This window comes from Streptomyces sp. NPDC037421 (assembly GCF_055602105.1).
The window spans coordinates 46,399-68,342 of the sequence record NZ_JBVJWV010000031.1; the positions used below are offsets into that span (position 1 = coordinate 46,399).

The window sequence follows — 21,944 nt, forward strand, 5'->3', positions numbered from 1 at the left end:
CCCGTGGTCAGTCCGCGTCCGCGAAGCTGTACGAGGGCAGCGGTCCCGTCACCTGCACCTGGAGGTGCTCGTGCTCCTCGTGGAGGTGGCGCACCGCCTGCAGGAACCGCTCCCGCCGCTCACGGGCCACGAGGAACGAAAGGTTCGCCGGCCACCCCGGCCCTCCCGGTCCGTGCCGCAGGGCGGCCGCGTACGGCCGCAGCGTCTCCTCGACCAGGACGGCGTCCGTCCGCCCCTGCGCGGCAACGGCCCGGGCCACTCGCTCGCCGAACGCCAGCTTCTGCTCGTGCGTGCCCCCGCCCGCCGCCCGGTTGGCGTGGTGCAGGGCGAGCAGCTCCGGATCCGAGCTGACCACGGCGAAGAGGACGGCGTCCTCCTGGTGCGAGACCTTGACGTTGAACTCGTCCTTGCCCTCCAGCTCGGCCAGCCGCTCCAGGTAGGCCTCCTGGCGCCGTTCGAGGACGGACGTGACCGTGTCGTCGTCGGGGGAGACCCCGCCGAACCGCAGGGGCAGTACGGGGCCGCCACCGCCTGCCTGGATCACCACCCGCTGATGGGCGAGCAGGTCACGCCGCTTCGCCCGCAGCTCCGCGGGCGCGTCACTGACCAGGGCCACCAGCTGCCCGCTGCGTACCGTGCGCACGGGCAACGGTGGCTCCCCCACACCTTCGAGGGCGTCGGGCAGGCTCTGATCGGCCCGGGCGATGCCGTACACGTACGTGGTCATTCCTTCTCCTCCCGGCGGGCGGTGGTGCGCCGGCCGCGGGGCCGGCTTTCGGTCTTCTCTTCCGAGGTCTCCTCGCGGTCCCGGCCGAGGGCGTCCGAGATCGTCTGCGCGGCACCGCTCAGGACGCCCTTCGTCTTTCCCCGCGCCCCGGACTCGGTGACCTCGCCCACGAGTTCCGGAAGCCCCGGGCTCTTGCGGGGCCCGGCCTCCGGGTCGAGGCGGTTGTACGCCTCGGCGAAGCGCAGGCAGGTGTCCACGCCGGCCACCACCACACGGATGTCGATCTTCAGGATCTCGATGCCGACGAGGGAGAGGCGTACGAACGCGTCGATCACCAGGCCGCGGTCCAGGATCAGTTCGAGGACGTCGTACAGGCCGCTGGAGCCACCGCCGGCAGTGGCGGGAGCGGGCTGGGCAGGAACGACAGTCATAGCTTCCGGTTCCCCTTGTCGGGCGGCTTGCTCCCGCCCGCCTTCTTCTCTTCTTCGTCAGGTGAGTCGGCCATGTCTCCTCCTGGCGCGTATGTCCGCACGCGTCACCCCCAAACGGGTGCCGCCGGAACCGGGCACGACCGGTGCCCGCAGCACCCTCCGGTGCGGCGGCTAGGCCCTGTCCGGGCGATCTTCGCGGGCCCGCGACGTCTGGCACGGCACCTCGCCGCGTTGTCGGAGCGCGCGAGTACGGCCAAGTACGAGCTGCGCTCCTCCGCCTTGCGATGCACCGCACCAGACCCCGCGGCCTGATCCACGAAGATCGCCCGGACAGGACCTAGGCGGCCCGCAGTCGCCGCCGCTCTCCGGCCGTCAGGCCGCCCCACACGCCGTAGGACTCGCCCATCAGCAGGGCGTGCCGCAGGCAGGCCTGCCGTACCGGGCAGGACGCGCACAACTCCTTGGCCTCCCGGTCGCGTTGTTCCCGGTCTCCGCGCTGTTCGTTCCAGGGGCCGAAGAACTGCTCCGAGTCCAGCCCCCTGCACACGGCTCGGGACTGCCACGCCCAGTGCGTCAGCACAGGACCGGGGAGACGGGGAGGCTTCGGCATTTCTGGCTCCTTCGGTGTCGGTGTCAGGAGCGCGTCTGTTCCCGCCTGTTCGAATGAAACCCGCCGAAAGCCCGTAGTCCCGGGCGGGGTTCGGCCCACGAGCGAGTCGGCCCCGGGCCGTGTCACCTCTCCGAGCGGGGGCAAGCGCGTCCGTATGACAACGAACACGACCGCTGTACTGGCCTGGGCCGCCGAATCCGGACCCGTCTGGCTCCACCTGCTGGTGGTGGCCTTCGCCCTCGTCGTCCTGGTGGCCACCCTCGCCCGGCACAGGTAGCCCTCCCGTGCTGTTCCTGGCGCTGCTCGTACCGCCACTGCTGATGTGCGCGTTACTCGGGCTCGGCCGGTACGAGGAGCGCGTGCTGGGGCCCGCGAGGACCTCCGGCGGACCGGAGCCGGCGGCGGCCAGGGGCAGGCACAGGCGTCCCGCCCGCCCCGCCCGCCCGGGGTTCCGGTCCGCTGCGTCCGCCCGCCACGAACGCGCCCGGCACAGCCGCTTCCCGACGTAGGCTGGGCCCGCGCAGCTCCTCCGTGCCGCGCCGCCGCGCAAGAGGACGCCTCCACCATGCAACGACAGCCGCACGCCGCCGTGCCGCCGGGCGGGCACGCCTTCCGGACCTCCGACGTGGACGTGGCGCGGGACTGGCTGAAGTCGGCCTACGGGACCAGCCTGCGCATGAAGGCGCCCGCGCCCCGGAGCACCTTCCGGTACACCCGCGACAGCGCGGGTCCCGTATCGCTGAGCACCATCTCCCTGCGTACCGAGTACGCCTACGCCACCGGCCCCCTGGGCGCCGTGGCCGTCACGCACGTGGTGGGCGGCCGCATGGCCCGGGAGTGCGCGGACGACGTCACCGAGGCCGGCCCGGGCGACGTCCTGGTCATCTCGCAGCCCCATCTGCCCTACGCGGGCCGGGTGTACTCCGCCGAACTGCGTGCCGTCACGGTGCCCCTCGCACTGGTGGAGGAGCTCGCGGGCCGCCCGGCAGACCGGCCCGCCCGCCCGCTGCGCTTCACCCGCTTCACCCCCGTCTCCACGGTCATGGCCGGCCAGTGGAAGAGGACCGTCGACTACGTCGAGGAGAGTATCCTCGCCCTGCCGGCGGCGGGCGAACCGCTGGTGCTCGACGCCGCCGCCCGGATGCTCGCCGCGACCGTCCTGGCCGCCTTCCCCACCAACGCCCGCCCCGACCCCGTGCTCTGCGACACCCGGGACGCCACGCCGGAGACCGTCCGCCGTGCGGTCGCCTTCATCGAATCGCAGCCGGCCGCCGGGATCGGCCTCGCCGAGATGGCCGCCGCTGCCGGAGTCACCCCCCGGGCCCTCCAGTACGCCTTCCGACGCCACCTCGGCACCACCCCGACGGCGTACCTGCGCCGCGTACGCCTGGCGCTGGCCCACGCCGACCTGGTCGCGGCGGACCCCTCCCGGGACACGGTCACGGCCGTCGCGAACCGCTGGGGCTTCCACCACCAGGGGCGTTTCGCCGCCGCCTACCGCGCCGCCTACGGTGGCCCGCCCAGCCGTGCGCTCGCCGGGTCCTGAGCGGCGGCTCAGGACCCGGCCGCGCCGCCTGCCCGTCCCTCCGCCGCCGGCGTCCCCGGCCGGACGGTGAGCAGGTGCTCCCCGTGGGGGACCACGTCGAGGCCCGCCTCGCGCAGGATCACGGCCAGCGCCGTCCGGAGCGCCTTGTGCAGGCCGGCCAGCGAGGTGAACCTCGACAGGTCCTCCTCGTGGCCGTGGACCTGGAAGGTCGGCCGCAGCACCTCACGGGCGACCCATCCCACCATGACCCCCTCCGCCGCCGCCCACACGCGCAGACCGTCCCCCTCCCGCGAGGACGTGTCGAAGCCGGCCCGCGCCAGGACGCGCCGGACCAGCCGGCAGAAGTCGTCGTCGCCCGCCTCGTCGGAAGGCTCGGAGGGCGGTGCGTCCTGTGTGGGGGGCATGCCCCCACTCCAGCGACCCGGAGCCCGCGGCGAAAGCCCCTGCGCGAACGGATCCCGGCCGCCCGTCCGTAAAACGAAACGCCCGTCCCCGGCGCCCGTGTGCGACCGGGCGGGCGGGGCAGGCGCGGGATCACGCAAGGAAGCGACACCCCCGATCAGGAAGGGCCACCCGACATGACCGAGAACGTGTGGGGATACAGGGAGACCTCGGGCCGCCGGCAGGGCATCGACCTCGCCGGATTCAAGGTCGAAGCCGTCGACGGGAGCATCGGCGAGGTCGACGAGCACTCCGACGAAGCCGGCTCCGCCCACATCGTGGTCGACACCGGCGTGTGGATCTTCGGCAAGGAGGTCCTCCTGCCGGCCGGCACCGTTTCCCGGATCGACCTGGACGAGGAGAAGATCTACGTGGACCGGACCAAGGAGCAGATCAGGAACGCTCCCGAGTTCCACCGCGAGACGCACCTCGGGAGCCCCGGCTACCACGACGAACTCACCGCCCACTACCGGCAGGGCGACGCCTTCGGCGGCCGCCCCTTCTGAACCACCAGGGCCGGCACCGACCGGTACGGCCGCGGCTCCGCGGCGCTCCAGGGGCTCCGGGGAGCCCGCGCGTCCCGCTCCCGCGTGACACCACGTGTGCGGGCGGCCGCGCAGGGCACACGCGGTCCATGACCGTACCCAAGACAAGCGTCCTCGTACTGGACTGCGCGGAGCCCGAACCGCTGGCCCACTTCTACGCCTCCCTGCTGGGCGCCGAGGTGGCGCCGGCCGACGGCGACGACGGCCTACTCCTCGTCTCCGGCCCCACGGGCACCGTCCTCGGCGTCCGCCACGACCCCGACCGCGTACCGCCCAGCTGGCCGCTGCCCGAAGGTTCCCAGCAGCCCCACCTGCACATCCTCGTGACCCCGGACACCCTCGACGAGGCGGAGCGCGAGGCCGTGGCACTCGGAGCGCGTCCGGTGGCGGCGGAGGCGGACGACACCCGGCCCGGCAGCAGGACCACCCAGCGCCGCTACGCCGACCCGGCGGGCCACGCGTTCGTCCTGGCGGCCCTCGGCGAACCGGCCGCCTGAGCCCTCCGGGCAGGAAGCAGCCGATGGCCGCACTCCGTTCCGGGGGGACGGAAACGGAGTGCGGCCACCGCTCTCGGGTGTTGCCACACCGCTCAAAGGGGCAACGCACCGACACCACGCGTGTGTCCCCGATCCGCACCTCCAAACCCCCCGCCCGCCGACCGATCCGCGAACGCGCGTCCGGGCGGCCGCCGACGGGGCGGCTCAGCCCGCCGCGGGCCTGCCGGAGACCAGCCGGGAAGCCTCGATCTCCGCCCACACGACCTTGCCCCGCTCGTGGACCTCGGCGCCCCAGCGGTCGCACAGGCGGTCGATGATGTAGAGCCCGTGACCGCCCGGGACGCCCCGCCTGGGGGACGGCTGGCGGCGCGGCCGCGCCGTGGAGCCGTCGAACACCTCGATCCGCAGGGCTTCACCGCGGGTGAGGACCAGCTGGATGCAGCCGTCCGCGTGCAGACCGGCGTTGGTCACCAGTTCGGAGACGACGAGCAGGGTGTCCTCCGAGGTCTCGGTCCCGTCCCACCCCCAGTCCCGCAGCGCCTGCCGCGTGAAGTCACGGCCCTTGGCGACCTGTCCCCGGGCCCCGGCCAGCGCCAGGAGCCGGCGCTGCCCCGCCACCCCGGGGCGCGGTGGATGGCCGGTCTGCGATCCGCTGCTCTTCACTGTGGTCTCACCCCCGCCGTTGACACGGCTTTCTTCTCGTGGCGACCGCTCGGGCCCCGCTGATCCCGTCGCCTTCCGGACGGTACGTATGCCCCCGGCCCGGCCGGGGACACCCGGCGGGCCACCCTCCCGGCGACGTCGAGTGCCGGGACAGTTTAAGGGGGCCGGGCTCTCAGACGTCGGCCATGTGCAGTCTCAGGGTGAGGCCGGAGCGCGTCGCGCGGATCTCGACGAGGTCGCACAGCTGGTGGATCATCCACAGGCCGCGGCCGCCGCTGGTCGAGGCGAGCGAGGGGCGGCGCCGGCCGGCCAGCGGATCGGCCAGCCGGCCGCCGTCGCGGACCTCGGCCACCACGCCCCGCCCCGGGGTGCTCCACAGCCGCAGGGTGCCCTGGCCGCCGCCGTGGGCGCAGGAGTTGGCCGTGGCCTCGCTGACGGCGAGGATCAGGTCGCCCCGCCGCCCCGCGGCGAGGGAGGTCCCGTCGGCCCAGGCCTCGGCGAACTCGCGTACCCGGGCCAGGTCCCCGGTCGCGTAGTCGAGGCGGGCCGTTCCCGGGCCGGGTTCGGGCAGCGGGACGTCGCAGTCGCCGCTGACCACCGAGGCGTCGGTGTAGCCCGGGCTCGGCAGTTCGCGGCCGCCCTCGATGACCGTGGGGTGCGTACGGCGGGCGTCGGCGACCACGCCGGGGGAGAGGCCGGCCACGTCGTACGGGCACAGGATGGTGGCGTCGCGGCCCGCGAACGCGGTGTTGATGAGGGCTTCGTGGCGCGTGGCCTCCAGCACCTCGGCCCGCGTACGGCCCGGCCAGATCGGCTCGCCGACGATGCGCGCGGGCCGCCCCTCGTGCCGATTGGAGAAATCCCGCAGCGCGGCGAGGATCCGGCCGGGATTGCGTCCCAGCCGCGTCATGTCCGCGAACTCGACGCCCGCCCCGCTGCCGAGGTCCTCCCGCAGCGGGTCCAGCCGGAGTCCCGGTACCGCGACCAGGACCGGCTCGTCCGCCGCGAGCGCGGCCCGCACGAAACCGCCCACCCCGGCGAGGTATTCGTCGGGGCCGCGGTAGAACAGCGCGGGATGGACGAAGGCCCCGGGGCCGTCGGCCGCAGGAACTGTGATCATGCTGCGACCTCCAGCGCGGCACATTCGTCCGGGAACATCTCCATCACCTTGCGGAGCGAGTACGGCGGGTCGTGGAGCAGCAGGCACCGGCCCTGGCAGCGGAGGAGGGCCGACGCCTGCACCAGGGCGGCCACGGCTGCCGTGTCGAGGAAGCTCACGGCGGACAGGTCGAGGTGTACGACGGAACCCGGGATCCGGCCCAGCGCGGCCAGCGCCGCGCCCAGTGCCTGCCGGGTGTCGAGGTCCCCGCTGCCGCAGAGGCGCGTGCCCGCGCGGTCTCCCAGCGGTACGGCTGTCAGGGCCACCATGACTCCTACGAGGTGAGCATTCCGGCGCGCAGCCGGGCCAGTGTCCGGGAGAGCAGCCGGGACACCTGCATCTGTGAGATGCCGAGTTCGGCGCCGATCTCGGCCTGCGTCTTCTCCTGCCCGAACCGCATGCTCAGGATCAGCCGGTCCCGCGGCTCCAGCCGGCGCAGCATCGGGGCGAGCGTGTGGAAGTCCTCGAAGAGCTCCATGGCGGGGTCGGTGCCGCCGAGCTTCTCGGCCAGTGCGCGGGCGGGGCGGCCCGTCCCCTGGGTCTCCTCGGCGTCGCCGGCGGTGTCCAGGGAGCCGCTGGTGTAGCCGTTCGCGGCGACCAGGCCGTCTATCACCTCTTCCTCGGACAGGTCGAGGTACCGGGCGACCTCCCTGACGGTCGGGGCCCGGTTCAGGCTCTCCGTGAGGGACTCCTGGGCCTTGGCGAGCTCGGAGCGCAGCTCCTGGAGGCGGCGCGGGACGTGGACGGCCCAGGTGGTGTCGCGGAAGTGCCGCTTGATCTCGCCGGTGATGTACGGGAGCGCGAGCGTGGAGAACTCGACCTCGCGGTCGGGGTCGTAGCGGTCGATGGCCTTGATCAGCCCTATGGTTCCGACCTGGATGATGTCGTCCATGTCGAGCCCGCCCCCGGTGGCCCGGGCACGGAACCGGCGCGCGGCGTACTGCACGAGGGAGAGGTTCATCTCGATCAGCGTGTTGCGGGCGTACTGGTACTCCCGTGTGCCTTCCTCCAGGCTGCGCAGCTTCCCGAAGAACAGCCTCGACAGCTCACGGGCGTCCGCGGGCGCGATCTCCCGGGCCTGCTCCACACGGGGCAGCGGCGATACCGCCGGCGGCTCCCCTCCCGCGGGCGGGGTACAGCCCGGAGCCTGGCGGTCCGTCGCACGATCAGGGCTTACGGCTGCTGCCGAACGAGGCATGGTGGCGGTTCCCTCCCTGTTGCTGCCGATGGCTGCCGCCGCGCTCCTGCCCCCGGATCAGGGCCTTACACGTACCGGAACGTGACCCTCGCCACGGGGGCCGCGCTCCGCGGAGGGGGCGTCGTCGCCGGGAGGGCCGGCATGCATACTCCATTCCGGAACCCGTACAGGTGAGATCCGGGGAGGCGGACATGACCGGAGCAGAGGACGCGCAGGGAGACGGCGTGGTCGGGGGCGGCTACCCGGCGGGGCCCGGCTGGGTCGTCGTGGCGCGCGGGGAGCTGGACCAGGACACCCTGCCCTCGCTGGAGGAGGCCCTGACCGCCGCCGCCGGCCGGCACCGGGTGGTGGTCCTGGATGCGAGTTCGGTCACTTTCGGCGACTCCTCGTTCCTCAACCTGCTGCTGCGGCTGCACCGTCTGACGGAGCTTCGGATCGCCGCCCCGGGCGAACAACTGCGCCGCCTGTTCGCCCTGACCGGCGCGGATACGGTCCTGTCGCTGCACTCCGGTGTCGAGGACGCCCTCGGCCGCTGACGGCCGGGGGCTCCGCGGAGGGGGCTCCGCGGCGGGGTTAGCCTTCACCGGTCGGGTACGGCGAGAGTGGGGTTGGAGATGGCTGAGCGGACCGGCGCGGTCGCACCGGGCGGAGCGCCAGTGGCAGCAGGCGAGGGCGGCATCACCGAGTCCGAGCTGCGCCTGCTGCTGGAGGGGCTGACGGCCGTGCGGGACGGGGATTTCCGCACGCGGCTGCCCGACGCGGCGGAAGGGCTCCTCGGGGAGATCGCCACCGTCTTCAACGGGATGGTCAACCAGCTGTCGCTGTTCACCTCCGAGGTGACGCGGGTGGCGCGCGAGGTCGGCACGGAGGGAACGCTGGGCGGCCAGGCCGAGGTCCCCGGGGTCGGCGGAGCCTGGTTGGACCTTACGGATTCGGTCAATTTCATGGCGGGAAACCTCACTGCGCAGGTGCGGTCCATCGCCCAGGTCGCCACCGCCGTCGCCCAGGGCGACCTCTCCCAGAAGATCACCGTCACCGCGCGCGGCGAGATCCTGGAGCTGAAGACGACCATCAACACGATGGTCGACCAGCTGTCCGCGTTCGCCGCCGAGGTGACGCGGGTGGCGCGCGAGGTCGGAACCGAGGGCAACCTCGGCGGCCAGGCCACTGTCCGCGGGGTGTCCGGGACCTGGAAGGACCTCACCGACAACGTCAACGTGATGGCGTCCAACCTGACGGGCCAGGTGCGGTCCATCGCCCAGGTCGCCACCGCCGTGGCCCGCGGCGACCTGTCGCAGAGGATCACGGTGGAGGCGAAGGGCGAGGTCGCCGCGCTGGCCGAGGTCATCAACACGATGGTCGACACGCTCTCGGCGTTCGCCGACGAGGTGACGCGTGTGGCGCGCGAGGTCGGCACCGAGGGCCGCCTCGGAGGCCAGGCCCGCGTGCCCAACGTGGCCGGGACCTGGAAGGACCTCACCGACAACGTCAACTCCATGGCGAACAACCTGACCAACCAGGTCCGCAACATCGCGCTCGTCACCACGGCCGTGGCCAACGGCGACCTGTCGAAGAAGATCGACGTGGACGCGCGCGGCGAGATCCTGGAGCTGAAGACCACCATCAACACGATGGTCGACCAGCTGTCCGCGTTCGCCGCCGAGGTCACCCGTGTGGCGCGCGAGGTCGGCAGTGAGGGCCGCCTCGGCGGTCAGGCCGAGGTGGAAGGCGTATCCGGCACCTGGAAACGGCTCACCGAGAACGTCAACGAGCTCGCCGGCAACCTCACCCGGCAGGTCCGGGCCATCGCCGCCGTCACCAGCGCCGTCGCCGAGGGCGACCTCACCCGCTCCATCACCGTGGAAGCGCCCGGAGAGGTCGGCGACCTCAAGGACAACATCAACTCCATGGTCGGCTCGCTGCGGGAGACCACCCGCGCCAACCAGGAGCAGGACTGGCTCAAGTCCAACCTCGCGCGGATCTCCGGCCTGATGCAGGGCCACCGCGACCTCGCGGTCGTCGCCGAACTCGTCATGGACGAGCTGACCCCGCTCGTCGCCGCCCAGTACGGCGCCTTCTACCTGGCCGAGGACACCCGGCAGGGCACGATGCTGACGCTCGTCGGCTCGTACGGCCGCTCCGCGTCCGACGGGGTGGCCGTACGCTTCGCCCTCGGCGACTCCCTCGTCGGACAGGCGGCCCGCAGCCGCCGGACCATCGCCACCGACCAGGTTCCCGCGAACTACGTCATCTCCTCCGGGCTCGGCCACACCACCCCGGGCAGCCTGATGATCCTGCCGATCGTCGTCGACGACCAGGTCCTCGGGGTGATGGAACTCGCCTCCTTCTCCGCCTTCACCCCCGTCCACCGCGACTTCCTCAGCCAGCTGATGGAGACCATCGGCGTCAACGTCAACACCATCGTCGCCAACGCGCGCACCGACGAACTCCTCGGCGAGTCCCAGCGCCTGACCGCCGAACTCCAGGCCCGCTCCGCCGAACTCCAGGACCAGCAGGAGGAGCTGCAGCGCTCCAACGCCGAACTGGAGGAGAAGGCCGCCCTGCTGGCCAGCCAGAACCGCGACATCGAGGCCAAGAACCTGCAGATCGAACAGGCGCGGCAGGAACTGGAGGAACGCGCCCAGCAGTTGTCGCTGGCCTCCAAGTACAAGTCTGAGTTCCTCGCGAACATGAGCCACGAACTGCGCACCCCGCTCAACAGCCTGCTCATCCTCGCGCAGCTCCTGGCCCAGAACCCCACCCGCAACCTCACCTCGAAGCAGGTCGAGTACGCGGGCATCATCCACTCGGCCGGCTCCGACCTGCTCCAGCTGATCAACGACATCCTCGACCTCTCCAAGGTCGAGGCGGGCAAGATGGACATCCACCCCGAGCGGGTCCACCTGCCGCAGCTGCTGGACTACGTCGAAGCCACCTTCCGGCCGATGACCACCCAGAAGAGCCTCGACTTCACCGTCACCACCGCCCCCGACGCCCCCGCCGCCCTCCTCACCGACGACGCCAGGCTGCGCCAGATCCTGCGCAACCTGCTGTCCAACGCGGTCAAGTTCACCGAGCGCGGCGGCGTCGAACTGCGCATCGAACGCGCCACCGACTCCGAGGTGCCCGCCGGGCTGCTCCGCCGGGGGAGCCTGATGGCCTTCCGCGTCCGCGACACCGGCATCGGCATCCCCGAACAGCAGCTGGAATCCGTGTTCGGCGCCTTCCAGCAGGCCGACGGCACCACCAGCCGCAAGTACGGGGGCACCGGACTCGGCCTCTCCATCACCCGAGAGATCGCCCAGCTGCTGGGCGGCGCCGTCACGGCGGAGAGCACCCCCGGCCAGGGCAGCACCTTCACCCTCTACCTCCCGGTCAGCCACGCCGAGTTCGAAGGGGACCCCGGAGCCCCCCTCTCCGCGGCCCCCGCGCCGGCCCCGGGGGCCACCGCGTACGAGCTGCCCGACCAGCGGCGCGAGGGCGCCGACGAGACCTCGGGCGGACCGCAGCGGCAGGCCCGCCGCCTCCTCGTCATCGAGGAGCGCCAGGGCGGCCTGCTCTCCCTCGTCGCCGAGAGCGCCGAACGCGAGCTCGTACCGCGCCCCGCCCCGGGCGCGGAGCAGCACGGCATCCAGGTGGTCGGCGCCACCAGCTCGCGAGAAGCCGCCGCGGTGCTGGCGTCCGAGCCGTTCCACTGCGTCGTCCTCGAACTCGACATGCCCGGCGGCGAAGCCCTGCGCTTCCTCGACGCGCTCGACGGGGACCCGGCGCTCAGCTCGCTGCCGGTCCTCGCCCACAACAACCCCCGCCTGAAGAACGGCCCGGGCGAGGCCCTGCGCGAGCGGCTCCCGTCCCGCCGCGTGGAACTGCTCAGCAGCCTCGACGAGCTCCGCGAACGCATCGTCCTGCACCTGTCCGCCGACCGGCCCGGCGAGGTGCTGCCACTCGCGCACGGGGTGCCCGAGGGCGAGGAGAGGCCACCCGTGCCCGAAGGGGACCTGGCAGGGCGCACCGTCCTCGTCGTCGACGACGACGCCCGCAACCTGTTCGCCCTCAGCGGCATCCTCGAACTCCACGGCGTGCACGTGCTCCACGCCGAGGACGGCCGCAAGGGCATCGAGACGCTCACCCGCAACCCCGGCATCGACCTCATCCTGATGGACGTGATGATGCCCGAGCTCGACGGCTACGCGGCGACCGCGGAGATCCGCCGCATGCCCGCGCACGCCGAGCTGCCCATCATCGCCGTCACGGCCAAGGCGATGCCCGGCGACCGGGAGAAGAGCCTGGCGGCCGGGGCCAGCGACTACGTCACCAAGCCGGTCGACGCCGACGACCTCATCGGCCGCGTCCGCCACTGGCTGACCGGCCCCGGCCCCCACGACGAGGGGCCGGCCGTCCGGTGACCTACTCCCACACCTCCCGGACCCCCGAAGGCCGGGCCGGAGAAGGGCCGCCGCCCTCCCTCCCGAAGCAGGCGCCGACCCCGCTGGGGCGCCTCGTCGCCACGGTCGAGCGGCTGCGCCGAGAGGTACGGGAGGCCCATGCGGCGGCCGACGGCCGGGCCCTGGTCGAGCTGGCCAAGGGCATCCTGATGGGGCGGCTCGACTGCACCCCGGCCGCCGCCGCCCACCAGCTCGACGAGCTGTGCCGCGAGGCGGGGCTCTCCCCCCTCGAACTCGCCGCCGACATCGTCAACCAGGCCGCCCGCGACCACGTCAGCCAGGTCGCGGCCGAGTTCGTCGAACGCACCGCGACCGCCCCGCCGGCCGGGCCGGCCTCCACCCTGTCGGTGCGCCTGCGCACCGCCGAGAGCGGAGTGCTCGCCGCCGCCGCCGACACCCAGGCCGTGGCCGAATCCCTGCTCGCCAACGCCCTGGCCCCGCTGGGAGCGGTCGCCGTGGCCGTGTGGGCCGCGGCCCCCGACGGCTCACTGGCCCTCGCGGGCCACGCCGGATTCCCCTCCGAGGAAGCCTCCCGCTGGCGTCACGTGCCCCCGGGCGTCTCCACCGTTCCCCGCCTGGCCCTGCGTGAACGCGCCCCCGTCACCCTCGCCGACCTCGGACGCGAGGGCATCCCCTCGGTCGGGCGCCTCCAATGGCCCGAAGGCGGCCGGATGGCCGTACCCGCCGGGACCGGCGGGCGCGTACAGGGCGTACTCGAAGTCTGCTGGCCGCGGCCCCTGCCGCCGCAGCCCCCGCAGATCCAGCGCCAGGTGGAGGCGCTGGCCGAACTGTGTGCCCACACCCTCGACACGGCGTCCCCGCCCGAAGCGGCCGCGCCGGAGGGACTGCTCCCCGACGTCTCGGAACTCATCGACCTCGCCGAGGGCCTGCACGACCCCACCATCATCCTGACCCCCGTCCTCGATGCCGACGGCCGGCTCGCGGACTTCCGCATCCGCCACGCGAACAGCCGCTTCGTCGACCCCGTGGGCCGTCCGCGCGCGGACGTCAACGGCGCACTGCTCCTGGAGGCCTACCCGATGGCCGCCGGCGAGAGCGGGCTCTTCGACACCATCGAGCGGGTGCACGCCACCGGCGAGCCCTTCCGGGCCGAACGCGTCAGCCTGACCGCGCTGGTCGACCAGATCCCGCTCACCTCGGTCGCCGACATCAGCGTCAGCCGGCACGGCGCCGCCGTCCTGCTCGTCTGGCGGATCGAGGACGAGACCGCCCGGCTGGCCAACCTGCTCCAGCACGCCCAGCGCCTGGGCCGCATCGGAGGCTTCGAGGAAAACCTCGCCACCGGCGAGATCACCTGGAACTCCGAGCTCTACGCCCTCCACGGACTGCCGACCACCGCGTCCCCCGTACCGCTGCGCGACCTGCCCGGCCACGCCCACCCGGACGACTCCGCCGCCCTCGGCCGCTTCCTGCGCGCCGTGCTGCGCTACCGGCGTCCCGCCTCCGTCAACCTGCGCCTGCGAAGGTCCGACGGCATCCTGCGCCACATCCGGGTCGTCGCCGAACCCGTACTCGACGCGGCACAGCGGCTGCACGCCCTGCGCGGTGCGTACCAGGACATCTCCGCCCAGCACTGGACCGAGGTGGCGCTTGCCGCGACCCGGGACCAACTCGCCCTCACCGAAGCCGAATCGGCCGAACGCAACAGGCTCGCCCTCCAGCTCCAGCACGCCATCATGCCCCCGCACCACCACATCGAGGCGCCGGGGCTGCGCGTCGCCGTCCGCTACCGGCCGGCGGAGACGGAGTCCCTGGTCGGCGGCGACTGGTACGACACGCTGGTCCTGCCCTCGGGCCTGATCATGCTCTCGGTGGGCGACGTCGCCGGACACGGCATCGAAGCCGCCACCGGCATGGTCGTCCTTCGCAACGCCCTGCGCGGCCTCGCCGTCACCGGCGCCGGCCCCGCCCAGCTGATGTCCTGGCTCAACACGGTCACCCACCACCTGACCAAGCAGGTCACCGCCACGGCCGTCTGCGGCCTCTACGACCCCCGCACCCGCGTCATGCGCTGGGCGCGCGCCGGACACCTGCCGCCGGTACTCGTGAGGAAGGGCGAGGCCAGTGCCTTCCCCCTCATCGAGGGCCTGCTCCTCGGAGCGCTGCCCGACGTCACCTACGCCGAGGGGGAGGTCCGTCTCGAACCGAAGGACACCCTGCTGATGTTCACGGACGGACTGGTCGAGCGCCGGGACGCCTCCGTGGAGGACTCCCTGGCCCATCTGCTGGACACCGCCGCCACCGGCGCCGGGGACCTCGACGGCCGGCTCGACGCGCTGCTCACCGAGAGCTGGTCCGACACCGACGACGACACCTGCGTCATCGGCGTACAGGTCGACTGAGCCGTGCCGCCCCGCCGCCCCGCCGCCCCGTCGGCCGGGCGGCTCAGGCGGTGTCGGACCGGACCGACAGCGGGGTGGCGATCCGCTCCAGCGAACGCCCCTCGGCGGCCACCGCGTAGAAGACGGCGACGAGTCCCGCGGCGACCATCAGCGCCGCCCCGACGCAGAAGGCCAGCACGGTGTCCGAGCGGACCCCGCTGGAGGTGAGGCCGGCGAAGACCAGCGGCCCCGAGATGCCGCCGGCGGCCGTGCCGATCGCGTAGAAGAATGCGATGGCCATCGCCCGCGTCTCCATCGGGAAGATCTCGCTCACCGTCAGGTACGCCGAACTCGCCCCCGCCGAAGCGAAGAACAGCACCACGCACCAGCAGGCCGTCATGCTCAGTGCCGTGAGCCCGCCCGCGCCGAACAGCCAGGCCGTGCCGAACAGCAGCAGCCCCGACAGCACGTACGTGCCCGCGATCATCGGCCGCCGCCCGACCGTGTCGAAGAACCGGCCGAGCAGGAGCGGCCCGAGGAAGTTGCCGAACGCGACGACGGCGAAGTAGTAGCCGGTGACGCCACTGGAGACGTCGAAGAACCGGATCAGGATCGTGCCGAACCCGAAGGTGATCGCGTTGTAGAGGAACGCCTGACCGATGAAGAGCGACAGCCCGAGGACGGCGCGCCGCGGGTACGAGCGGAAGACGGTCCGGGCGATCAGGCCGAAGCCGATGCTGTGGCGCCGGGTCACGGTGATCGCCTCGTCGGGCTCGGGCAGCCGCTCCCCCTTCTCCGCCTCCACCTGCCGTTCGACGTCGGTGACCAGCTCCTCGGCTTCGCGCGCCCGGCCGTGGATGGACATCCAGCGGGGGCTCTCGGGTACGTGCCGGCGGACCAGGAGGATCACCAGGCCCAGGACCACGCCGAGGGCGAAGGTGAGCCGCCAGCCCAGCCACGCCGGGAACACGTCCGTGTCCAGCGCGACCACGGACAGCAGCGCACCGGCCACCGCCCCGAGCCAGAAGCTGCCGTTGATGATCAGGTCGACCCGTCCCCGGTACTTGCTCGGGATCAGCTCGTCGATCGCGGAGTTGATGGCCGCGTACTCGCCGCCGATGCCGAAACCGGTGAGGAAGCGGAAGAGGAAGAACCACCAGGGCGAGAAGGACACGGCGGTCAGGGCGGTCGCGGCGAGGTAGAGGCCGAGGGTGGCCAGGAAGAGCTTCTTGCGGCCGAAGAGGTCGGTGAGCCGGCCGAAGACCAGGGCCCCCGAGCACGCCCCGGCCACGTAGAGCGCGGCGGCGACGCCGGTGACCTGGGCGTCGGTGACGGAGAGGCCGCTGCCGTCCTCGGAGAGGCGTCCGGCGATGTTGCCGACGATGGTCACCTCCAGCCCGTCGAGGATCCACACGGTGCCCAGCCCGACCACGATCATCCAGTGCCAGCGCGACCAGGGCAGCCGGTCCAGCCGCGCCGGTACCTTCGTGGTGACCGTTCCCGTGTCCGGGCTTCCGCGGTGATCCCCGAGCTCAGCCATGCACGCGCTGTTGCCCGCCGCCCGGCACCCCAAACCACCACCGGGCCGTACGGGAGCCGGGCGCCGTCCGGTGGCGAGTCGGGACCTCCGGGCGCGGGTACACGGGCCTGCACGGCACGACCCGGTCTCGGAGGGAGCGGTCCATGGACCTACGCGGGAAACTCGCCGCAATGCGCCGGCCGAAGCGTCCGAAGCGGACGGAACGGATGGAACCGACGGAACGGGCGGAGGGGATGGACCGGACGGAAGGCGGGCGGGAGTCCGTAACCGTGGTCCGGCCCCCCGTCGGACGGGCGTTACGGGCGCTCGCGATGCTGGCCGCCTTCGCCGGGACCGTCCTGTTCAGCCTGGTCCTGGCGCGCGTCACCCTGGAGCCGTCGGCCGCCTCGGCCGGGATCGCGCACAGCAACACCCACCCGGGCGCCTCGATCGGCCTGTACCTCGACGGCGCGTCCGTCGGGGAGGCCGTCGAACAGCTCGGCGGGAACGTACTGCTCGGCATCCCGTTCGGAGTGCTGCTCCCGGTCCTCCTCCCTCAGGCGCGCGGGCTGCTGAGGGTGGCGGCGGTGACGGCCGTCGTGATGACGCTCGTCGAGCTGATCCAGGGCGCCCTGGTCGCGGGCCGCGCCTTCGACGTGGACGACGTCCTCCTCAACACCGCGGGCGCGCTGCTGGGTTACCTCCTCCTGGGCCGCCGGCTGGGTCGGGCCGTGCACCCGCGCCGCCGCCGCTGGTGGCACTCCCCGCTCCGTCGCGGACGCCGCGCCCCGGCCCGCGGCTCCGCGCCGCGGCCGGGCGGGTAAGGCCGCGTCCGGTCCGAACCCGGTTGCCGGTGACGGGGTTTGGGAACGGAGATCGGGGACACAGGCGCCAGTGACGGCGGCACGTCTCGCCAGACCGGCGACCACCGCGGCTGGTGACCGCGGGCGGCACCCCTCACCGGGACACCGCCCGCGGGCCGCCGGCACGGCACCGCTCCGTCGTCCCGTCGCAGGCAAGCCCACGGCCGCGTCCATGCCTCCCCGCAGACCCGGCCCGGCCGAGCCCCCGGCGGCCACTGCCCGCACAGCGGCCCCCGGGCCCGCCGGCGGGACGACGACCGGGGCCGACGGCTACGGACGGCCCGCCTGATCCCGAGCGGGCCCAGCGTTCCGTTCGAGGCCGTCGCCGACGGTGCGGATCCAGACGGGATGCAGGGCCGCGAGGACCAGACAGGCGAAGGACATCGCCCCCCACAGCCCGGCAGCTCCGGCATGCGAGAGCAACTGTGTGCCGACGAGCGGGGCGGCGATCCCGGCGATGCCCCAGCTCGTGCCGTAGACCGCCAGGTACCGCGCCTTCCCGGCGGCGGGGGCCATGCTCGCGACGACCGCGTACCCGGCGAGGCCGAGGGCCATCTGGAGATGGCCGCCGGCGAAGGCGGCGGGTGCCGGGAGCGTGGCGAGGCGCTCGAGCCTCAGCAGCGGCTGCCCCGTTCCGCGACCCCACCCCCCGACCGGTACGGGGACGCGTACCCGCGACCACGAAGGCCGGTTTCCGTGCCAGGCCCGGCGGCGCCACCCACGCGGTCAGCCCAGGTGGACGACGCGGGCCCAGGGGGGCGGGGCGTCGGGAACGTAGTCCGGGTCCTCCTCGTCGACGGAGCGGGCCGGGCGGGGGAAGAGGCCGACGACCGTACGGCAGGACGGCTGGGCGGAGGGCCAGGGCGTCTGCCCGTCCGTCAGGGCGACGATCACGTCCGGGCGGGGGCGGCACCGCAGCGCCCGGGCGAACCCCGACCTGAGGTCCGTACCGCCGCCGCCGATCAGTTCCAGGTTCTCGGCGCGGCACAGCGGTACGGCGACCCCCGCCGCCGCGTCGCAGGAGATCACCGAGACCAGGTCGCGGCGGCCGCCCACCGCCCGTGAGATCGCCGCGACCTCCAGCAGCGCGGTGCCGAGTTCGGCGTCGCTGACCGATCCGGAGGTGTCGATCACCACGCAGACCCTGGGCGGCATCCGGCGCAGGCTGGGCAGCACGACGCCCGGAACCCCGGCGGAGCGCCGGGACGGGCGCCGGTAGCTGTGGTCCTCGCCCGCCCCGGGCCCGCCCGCGGCCGCCCGCACAGCCGCGCCGAGCAGCTGCCGCCACGGCTGCGGGGGATGGAAGGCCTCGTCGGCCCACCGCCGCCAGCCCTCCGGGGCGTCCCCCGGCCGGCCGGTGATCGCCTCGGCCACCCGGAAGCGGACGGCGTCCCGCTGCTGCCGGGTCAGTCCGTGCGCGCCCTCCGGCCCCAGTTCCCACGGCCGCGCCCGGCCGTCGGCGCCGCTGCCGCAGTCCAGCCAGGTCAGCAGCGGGGTGCGGGCGGCCAGCGAGAACCGGCTCAGGTACTCCTCCATCAGCAACCCGTCGGGCAGGCCCATCATGGCCGGCCGCACGGCCCCCGCGGGCACGGGCAGGCCGTCGCCGTAGATGTCGTCGTTGATCTCGAAGTCGGCGGCGAGGTTCTGCCGCAGCCGCTGCCCCGGACCGCCTTCCCCGTGCTCCCGCGCGTACCGCTCGCTGCGTCCGTGATGGTCCCTCAGCAGGTGGGAGACCTCGTGCACCCACACTCCCGCCAGGTCCTCCAGCGGGGTGCGCGCCACGAAGGACGGGGAGACGTAGCAGCGCCAGTGGGCGTCCACCGCCATCGTGGGCACCGACCCGTCCTCCACCACGTGCAGCGCGAACAGCGCTCCGGCGAGGTACGGGCGGACGGCGGCCGCGTGCAGCCGGGCGGCCAGCAGCTTCTCCGTGTCCAGCGGGACCGCGGGGCCCGGCGGCGGGCCGGGGACCGCGACCCGTACGGGGCGCGGGGGCGGTGGAGGGGACATGGGGCGCGGGCGCGGGTGCGGGCGCGCGGGGGTGCTCATCGGCCCCCGCCCGCCGTGCCGGCGGTGCCCTTCGCGGTGCGGGCCACGGAGTCCTCCGCCCGCCGCGCGAGGCCGACCACCGCGGTGAGCCGCTCCACCGTCTCCGGCACCTCCCAGCCGTCGCGTCGGAGAGCGGCCAGCGCCTTCGCCGGGCCGACCAGCAGATCCGGTGCGCCGGTCTCCAACGCCCGGACGAGGACGGCCCAGCCCGCCTCCCAGCGCTCCCGTTCCGGGCGCGCTCCGACGGCGGCGACCACGGCTTCGAGCGCGGCCTGGCGCAGGTCGCCGCGCTCCGGCAGTTCGGCGGCGGCCGGGTCGGCCAGCAGCGCGTCCGGGTCGGGCAGCTCCATCCGGTCGATGTGGGCGAGCAGTTCGAGGCCGGGGCCGTCGCCGACCGCGCCCCTGACCAGCAGCGCCAGCACGTCGCGGGAGACGGCGGCGGCCGTGCCGAAGGCGAGCAGCGTCATCGCGGCCTCCCAGCTGCGGGGCGAGGGCCAAGCGCCGCCGCGCCGGGTCTCGGTGGTCGGCAGCCGGTGGATCAGGGTGGGCCGGGCGCTCAGGAAGCCGCAGACCGCGCGGCGGGCGAACGCCACCGCCTCCGCCAGCCCCGCCGGGTCCAGCCGGGGCAGCTCCGCACGCGGCCAGACCCCGCCGAGGCCGCGCACCACCACCTCCCGGTCGTGCACCCAGTAAAGGTGCACGAAGCGGTTGGCCAGGGGCGGACTCAGCTCCCAGCCGTCCGCGGCCGAGGCGCGGGGATTGGCGGCGGCCACGATCCTCACGCCGGGCGGCAGTTGCAGCGCGCCCACCCGCCGCTCCAGGACGACGCGCAGCAACGCGGCCTGGACGGCGGGGGTGGCGGTGGACAGCTCGTCGAGGAAGAGCAGCCCCCGGCCGGCGCGAACCAGCTCCACGGCCCATTGCGGCGGCGCCATGGGCACCCCGTTCTCGGCCGGGTCCTCGCCCAGGACGGGCAGGCCGGAGAAGTCGGTCGGCTCGTGGACGCTGGCGATCACGGTCGTCAGGGGCAGTCCGAGGGAGGCGGCGAGCTGGGTCAGGGCGGCGGTCTTCCCGATGCCGGGCTCGCCCCACAGAAGGACGGGCAGGTCCGCGGCCACGGCCAGGGCCAGCGCCTCCAGTTGCTCATCGGGGCGCGGCTCCGTGGTGGTGGTCCGCAGGAGGGTCAGGAGGTCTTCGGCGAGCGAGAGCTGGGGACGATCGGGGAGGGCGGGGATGGCGGGGAGAAGAATGCCAGAGGTCATGGTCATCACCTGTGCGGGTTCGGGGACGGGGGTTCCGTCCGGGAGGTGGTCGGCGGCGGGGCGCGTGAGGGCGGGCCCGGTGCGGCGCGCGGTGCCGGACGTACGTGGAAGGGGAGCCGGGCCGGTGCGCCCGACGGCCCCGGCCCGGGGGCCGAGTGCCGTGCGGGCCGTCAGCTGTAAAGGCCGGTCCGGGGGCGGGAACGGGAGCCCTGCTTGCGGCGGAGGTCCCAGGGGACACGGCGGTCGAGCCGCGGCCGGTGGCCCGTACCGCCCGCCACGAGCGCGGCGGGATGCACCGGCACCAGCCCCGCGCGGAAGAGCCCGTGGTCGAGCCGGCCCGCCACCGCCGCCTCCAGGGCCTCCCGCAGGGGACCTTCACGCAGGACCGCGCCGGGGCCGAGCAGCCCTTCGACCACGGCCAGGGCGCCGGTCACATCGCCATGGCCGAGCCGCTCGCGGACGGCGGGCAGCGCCTCGGGGCTGCGGTGGACCGTGTCGATCGCCCGGAGGCAGGGCAGGCCGGGCCCACCGAGCGCCATGAGCAGTTCCTCACGGGCCAGTTGGGCCGGCTCGTGGTCGACGGCCGCCAGCGTCCCGTCCCGCAGCGCGATCCGGTGGACCTCCCCGAGGCAGTCGACCCGGTGCGGGTCCGTGGCTCCGGCCGCCGCGCCCGGCGCCGCCGCCCCGGAGCCGGGGCCCGACAGCACCCCCGCGACCAGCGGGTGCAGCCGGTCGGCCCGGAGCAGGCCGGCCCGCAGCAGTTCGAAGTCCGGCAGCGGTCTGGCCGCGGCCTCCGGCAGCACCGGGAGCGCCGCGACCTCCCGCGCCGACAGCACCGCCCGGACCGGCCGCAGGACCGGCGCGTGGCTGTCGTCGGGGGCGACGAGCTCGAAGACGGCGTGGCCGCGAGGGCCGAGCCGTACGGCGAGCGGCCCGCGGGGGCTGCGGCCCGCGGCCCGCAGCAGCAGCTCGGCCTCGGCGGCCCAGTGGTCCGGCGGCCGCGAGGGCGCGTGGTTCCCCGGCTCACGGCGTTCCGGACCGTACGGCAGCTCCTCGGCCCAGTACCTTCCGGCCAGTTCGGCGCTGCGCGTGCCGTCCCAGAGGTGGCGGTGCAGGTCGAGCCGGAAGCGCCGGTCGGGATGGGGGTGGGGATGGTGTGCGGGTGCACCGTCCCGGGGTCCCTCCCAGAGCGCCAGGGACATCCGCTGGCCCGCGTCCGCCCAGGCGGGCGGGGTCCGCACCACGAGCCGGGGTGCGGCGTGGCCGGGGGCCGCGTAACGGGCCAGACAGAGGGTGAGGCCGGGCCGCAGACGCCCGTCGGGGGCGATCCGGGGCATGTGCCAGCGCAGCAGATCGGGCGCCAGGCGGCGCAGATCGGCCCGCACGCGGGCGGCGAGTTCGGTGCCGTGGCGGTCGCGCACGGCATGCAGGTCGAGATCGACGTCGATCCGGGCGGCGGCGCAGGCCCCCGCCCAGTCACCGGCGGCCCGGCGCGCCGCAGCGTTCTCGATCATGGACGGGGGAACCGCGTACTCGCGTACGCGTTGCCACATGAGCAGACGGGACGGAATCGGTTCCGCGAAGTGAGGTGGCATCAGCACTCACCTTGCGCGGACGATTCCCCCGTTCCGGTAGAGGAGTAGGTCT

General features: G+C 73.9%; 21 protein-coding genes. 8 read left to right on the plus strand and 13 right to left on the minus strand.

Features of this window, described 5'->3' with window-relative positions; translation table 11 throughout:
* Positions 1-7: 7 nt before the first annotated feature.
* The 3 genes from ACZ7IF_RS31685 to ACZ7IF_RS31695 form a co-directional block, all read right to left on the minus strand.
* Positions 8-727: a GvpL/GvpF family gas vesicle protein gene (locus ACZ7IF_RS31685; protein ID WP_470978449.1), complete on the minus strand. Its 720-nt coding sequence runs from the start codon at positions 725-727 to the stop codon at positions 8-10.
* Positions 724-1,158, minus strand: a complete 435-nt coding sequence (locus ACZ7IF_RS31690) for a gas vesicle structural protein GvpA (protein ID WP_470978452.1) — start codon at positions 1,156-1,158, stop codon at positions 724-726. The genes ACZ7IF_RS31685 and ACZ7IF_RS31690 overlap by 4 nt, the downstream gene beginning before the upstream one ends.
* A 337-nt stretch (positions 1,159-1,495) precedes the next feature.
* Entirely contained in the window at positions 1,496-1,768 is a 273-nt protein-coding gene (locus ACZ7IF_RS31695) for a WhiB family transcriptional regulator (RefSeq protein WP_470978455.1), read from the minus strand.
* Between the two features lie 154 nt (positions 1,769-1,922).
* On the opposite strand from ACZ7IF_RS31695, the gene ACZ7IF_RS31700 reads away from it, so the two are divergent.
* Entirely contained in the window at positions 1,923-2,045 is a 123-nt protein-coding gene (locus ACZ7IF_RS31700) for a hypothetical protein (RefSeq protein ID WP_470978457.1), read from the plus strand.
* A 288-nt stretch (positions 2,046-2,333) separates the two neighbouring features.
* Positions 2,334-3,314, plus strand: a complete 981-nt coding sequence (locus ACZ7IF_RS31705; protein WP_470978461.1) for a helix-turn-helix transcriptional regulator — start codon at positions 2,334-2,336, stop codon at positions 3,312-3,314.
* Positions 3,315-3,322: 8 nt separating this feature from the next.
* On the opposite strand, the gene ACZ7IF_RS31710 is transcribed toward ACZ7IF_RS31705, so the two are convergent.
* Positions 3,323-3,718: a hypothetical protein gene (locus ACZ7IF_RS31710; protein WP_470978464.1), complete on the minus strand. Its 396-nt coding sequence runs from the start codon at positions 3,716-3,718 to the stop codon at positions 3,323-3,325.
* Between the two features lie 174 nt (positions 3,719-3,892).
* Between ACZ7IF_RS31710 and ACZ7IF_RS31715 the strand changes: the two genes are divergently transcribed.
* Both ACZ7IF_RS31715 and ACZ7IF_RS31720 read left to right on the plus strand, forming a co-directional pair.
* A complete protein-coding gene (locus ACZ7IF_RS31715) occupies positions 3,893-4,261 on the plus strand; it encodes a PRC-barrel domain-containing protein (RefSeq protein ID WP_470978466.1) in 369 nt (122 codons plus the stop codon).
* 128 nt (positions 4,262-4,389) lie between these two features.
* Entirely contained in the window at positions 4,390-4,797 is a 408-nt protein-coding gene (locus ACZ7IF_RS31720; RefSeq protein ID WP_470978469.1) for a VOC family protein, read from the plus strand.
* 204 nt (positions 4,798-5,001) lie between these two features.
* Here the strand turns inward: ACZ7IF_RS31720 and ACZ7IF_RS31725 are convergent, their stop codons facing one another.
* The 4 genes from ACZ7IF_RS31725 to ACZ7IF_RS31740 all read right to left on the minus strand — a co-directional run bounded on the left by ACZ7IF_RS31725 (position 5,002) and on the right by ACZ7IF_RS31740 (position 7,817).
* Positions 5,002-5,460 (minus strand): ATP-binding protein, encoded by a 459-nt coding sequence (locus tag ACZ7IF_RS31725; protein ID WP_470978472.1) that lies wholly within the window; start codon positions 5,458-5,460, stop codon positions 5,002-5,004.
* Between the two features lie 172 nt (positions 5,461-5,632).
* Complete coding sequence (locus tag ACZ7IF_RS31730; RefSeq protein ID WP_470978476.1) at positions 5,633-6,580, minus strand: anti-sigma factor RsbA family regulatory protein; 948 nt, start codon at positions 6,578-6,580, stop codon at positions 5,633-5,635.
* On the minus strand, positions 6,577-6,888 hold the full coding sequence (locus ACZ7IF_RS31735; protein WP_469117125.1) for an STAS domain-containing protein: 312 nt from the start codon (positions 6,886-6,888) through the stop codon (positions 6,577-6,579). The genes ACZ7IF_RS31730 and ACZ7IF_RS31735 overlap by 4 nt, the downstream gene beginning before the upstream one ends.
* A 5-nt stretch (positions 6,889-6,893) precedes the next feature.
* Positions 6,894-7,817 carry a SigB/SigF/SigG family RNA polymerase sigma factor gene (locus ACZ7IF_RS31740; protein ID WP_470978479.1) on the minus strand — a complete coding sequence of 308 codons (924 nt, stop codon included), beginning with the start codon at positions 7,815-7,817 and terminating at the stop codon, positions 6,894-6,896.
* A 191-nt stretch (positions 7,818-8,008) separates the two neighbouring features.
* On the opposite strand from ACZ7IF_RS31740, the gene ACZ7IF_RS31745 reads away from it, so the two are divergent.
* From ACZ7IF_RS31745 to ACZ7IF_RS31755, 3 genes are all read left to right on the plus strand, one after another.
* Positions 8,009-8,353, plus strand: coding sequence for an STAS domain-containing protein (locus ACZ7IF_RS31745; RefSeq protein WP_469117123.1), 345 nt, complete (start codon positions 8,009-8,011; stop codon positions 8,351-8,353).
* Between the two features lie 120 nt (positions 8,354-8,473).
* Positions 8,474-12,223 carry a HAMP domain-containing protein gene (locus ACZ7IF_RS31750; RefSeq protein WP_470978483.1) on the plus strand — a complete coding sequence of 1,250 codons (3,750 nt, stop codon included), beginning with the start codon at positions 8,474-8,476 and terminating at the stop codon, positions 12,221-12,223.
* Positions 12,220-14,625 (plus strand): SpoIIE family protein phosphatase, encoded by a 2,406-nt coding sequence (locus ACZ7IF_RS31755; protein ID WP_470978486.1) that lies wholly within the window; start codon positions 12,220-12,222, stop codon positions 14,623-14,625. Before ACZ7IF_RS31750 ends, ACZ7IF_RS31755 begins: the two co-directional genes overlap by 4 nt.
* 43 nt (positions 14,626-14,668) lie before the next feature.
* Here ACZ7IF_RS31755 and ACZ7IF_RS31760 read toward each other — a convergent pair whose 3' ends face one another.
* The gene (locus ACZ7IF_RS31760; RefSeq protein WP_470978489.1) at positions 14,669-16,144 is read right to left on the minus strand and encodes an MFS transporter; all 1,476 of its coding nucleotides are present in this window, start codon (positions 16,142-16,144) and stop codon (positions 14,669-14,671) included.
* A gap of 206 nt (positions 16,145-16,350) precedes the next feature.
* On the opposite strand from ACZ7IF_RS31760, the gene ACZ7IF_RS31765 reads away from it, so the two are divergent.
* On the plus strand, positions 16,351-16,947 hold the full coding sequence (locus ACZ7IF_RS31765; RefSeq protein WP_470978492.1) for a VanZ family protein: 597 nt from the start codon (positions 16,351-16,353) through the stop codon (positions 16,945-16,947).
* A 309-nt stretch (positions 16,948-17,256) separates the two neighbouring features.
* Here the strand turns inward: ACZ7IF_RS31765 and ACZ7IF_RS31770 are convergent, their stop codons facing one another.
* The 4 genes from ACZ7IF_RS31770 to ACZ7IF_RS31785 all read right to left on the minus strand — a co-directional run bounded on the left by ACZ7IF_RS31770 (position 17,257) and on the right by ACZ7IF_RS31785 (position 21,892).
* Entirely contained in the window at positions 17,257-17,541 is a 285-nt protein-coding gene (locus tag ACZ7IF_RS31770; RefSeq protein WP_470978495.1) for a hypothetical protein, read from the minus strand.
* Positions 17,542-17,712: 171 nt separating this feature from the next.
* Positions 17,713-19,035 (minus strand): vWA domain-containing protein, encoded by a 1,323-nt coding sequence (locus ACZ7IF_RS31775; protein WP_470978498.1) that lies wholly within the window; start codon positions 19,033-19,035, stop codon positions 17,713-17,715.
* Positions 19,032-20,297, minus strand: a complete 1,266-nt coding sequence (locus tag ACZ7IF_RS31780) for an AAA family ATPase (protein ID WP_470978501.1) — start codon at positions 20,295-20,297, stop codon at positions 19,032-19,034. Before ACZ7IF_RS31780 ends, ACZ7IF_RS31775 begins: the two co-directional genes overlap by 4 nt.
* 170 nt (positions 20,298-20,467) lie before the next feature.
* On the minus strand, positions 20,468-21,892 hold the full coding sequence (locus tag ACZ7IF_RS31785) for a hypothetical protein (RefSeq protein WP_470978504.1): 1,425 nt from the start codon (positions 21,890-21,892) through the stop codon (positions 20,468-20,470).
* Positions 21,893-21,944: the final 52 nt, after the last annotated feature.

Excerpts from the sequence above, each read along its gene's own strand:
- ACZ7IF_RS31685 (WP_470978449.1), bottom strand. The coding sequence starts at position 727 with ATGACCACGTACGTGTACGGCATCGCCCGGGCCGATCAGAGCCTGCCC.
- ACZ7IF_RS31690 (WP_470978452.1), bottom strand. The coding sequence starts at position 1,158 with ATGACTGTCGTTCCTGCCCAGCCCGCTCCCGCCACTGCCGGCGGTGGC.
- ACZ7IF_RS31695 (WP_470978455.1), bottom strand. The coding sequence starts at position 1,768 with ATGCCGAAGCCTCCCCGTCTCCCCGGTCCTGTGCTGACGCACTGGGCG.
- ACZ7IF_RS31700 (WP_470978457.1), top strand. The coding sequence starts at position 1,923 with ATGACAACGAACACGACCGCTGTACTGGCCTGGGCCGCCGAATCCGGA.
- ACZ7IF_RS31705 (WP_470978461.1), top strand. The coding sequence starts at position 2,334 with ATGCAACGACAGCCGCACGCCGCCGTGCCGCCGGGCGGGCACGCCTTC.
- ACZ7IF_RS31710 (WP_470978464.1), bottom strand. The coding sequence starts at position 3,718 with ATGCCCCCCACACAGGACGCACCGCCCTCCGAGCCTTCCGACGAGGCG.
- ACZ7IF_RS31715 (WP_470978466.1), top strand. The coding sequence starts at position 3,893 with ATGACCGAGAACGTGTGGGGATACAGGGAGACCTCGGGCCGCCGGCAG.
- ACZ7IF_RS31720 (WP_470978469.1), top strand. The coding sequence starts at position 4,390 with ATGACCGTACCCAAGACAAGCGTCCTCGTACTGGACTGCGCGGAGCCC.
- ACZ7IF_RS31730 (WP_470978476.1), bottom strand. The coding sequence starts at position 6,580 with ATGATCACAGTTCCTGCGGCCGACGGCCCCGGGGCCTTCGTCCATCCC.
- ACZ7IF_RS31735 (WP_469117125.1), bottom strand. The coding sequence starts at position 6,888 with ATGGTGGCCCTGACAGCCGTACCGCTGGGAGACCGCGCGGGCACGCGC.
- ACZ7IF_RS31740 (WP_470978479.1), bottom strand. The coding sequence starts at position 7,817 with ATGCCTCGTTCGGCAGCAGCCGTAAGCCCTGATCGTGCGACGGACCGC.
- ACZ7IF_RS31745 (WP_469117123.1), top strand. The coding sequence starts at position 8,009 with ATGACCGGAGCAGAGGACGCGCAGGGAGACGGCGTGGTCGGGGGCGGC.
- ACZ7IF_RS31760 (WP_470978489.1), bottom strand. The coding sequence starts at position 16,144 with ATGGCTGAGCTCGGGGATCACCGCGGAAGCCCGGACACGGGAACGGTC.
- ACZ7IF_RS31765 (WP_470978492.1), top strand. The coding sequence starts at position 16,351 with ATGGAACCGACGGAACGGGCGGAGGGGATGGACCGGACGGAAGGCGGG.
- ACZ7IF_RS31770 (WP_470978495.1), bottom strand. The coding sequence starts at position 17,541 with ATGGCCCTCGGCCTCGCCGGGTACGCGGTCGTCGCGAGCATGGCCCCC.
- ACZ7IF_RS31775 (WP_470978498.1), bottom strand. The coding sequence starts at position 19,035 with ATGAGCACCCCCGCGCGCCCGCACCCGCGCCCGCGCCCCATGTCCCCT.
- ACZ7IF_RS31780 (WP_470978501.1), bottom strand. The coding sequence starts at position 20,297 with ATGACCTCTGGCATTCTTCTCCCCGCCATCCCCGCCCTCCCCGATCGT.
- ACZ7IF_RS31785 (WP_470978504.1), bottom strand. The coding sequence starts at position 21,892 with ATGCCACCTCACTTCGCGGAACCGATTCCGTCCCGTCTGCTCATGTGG.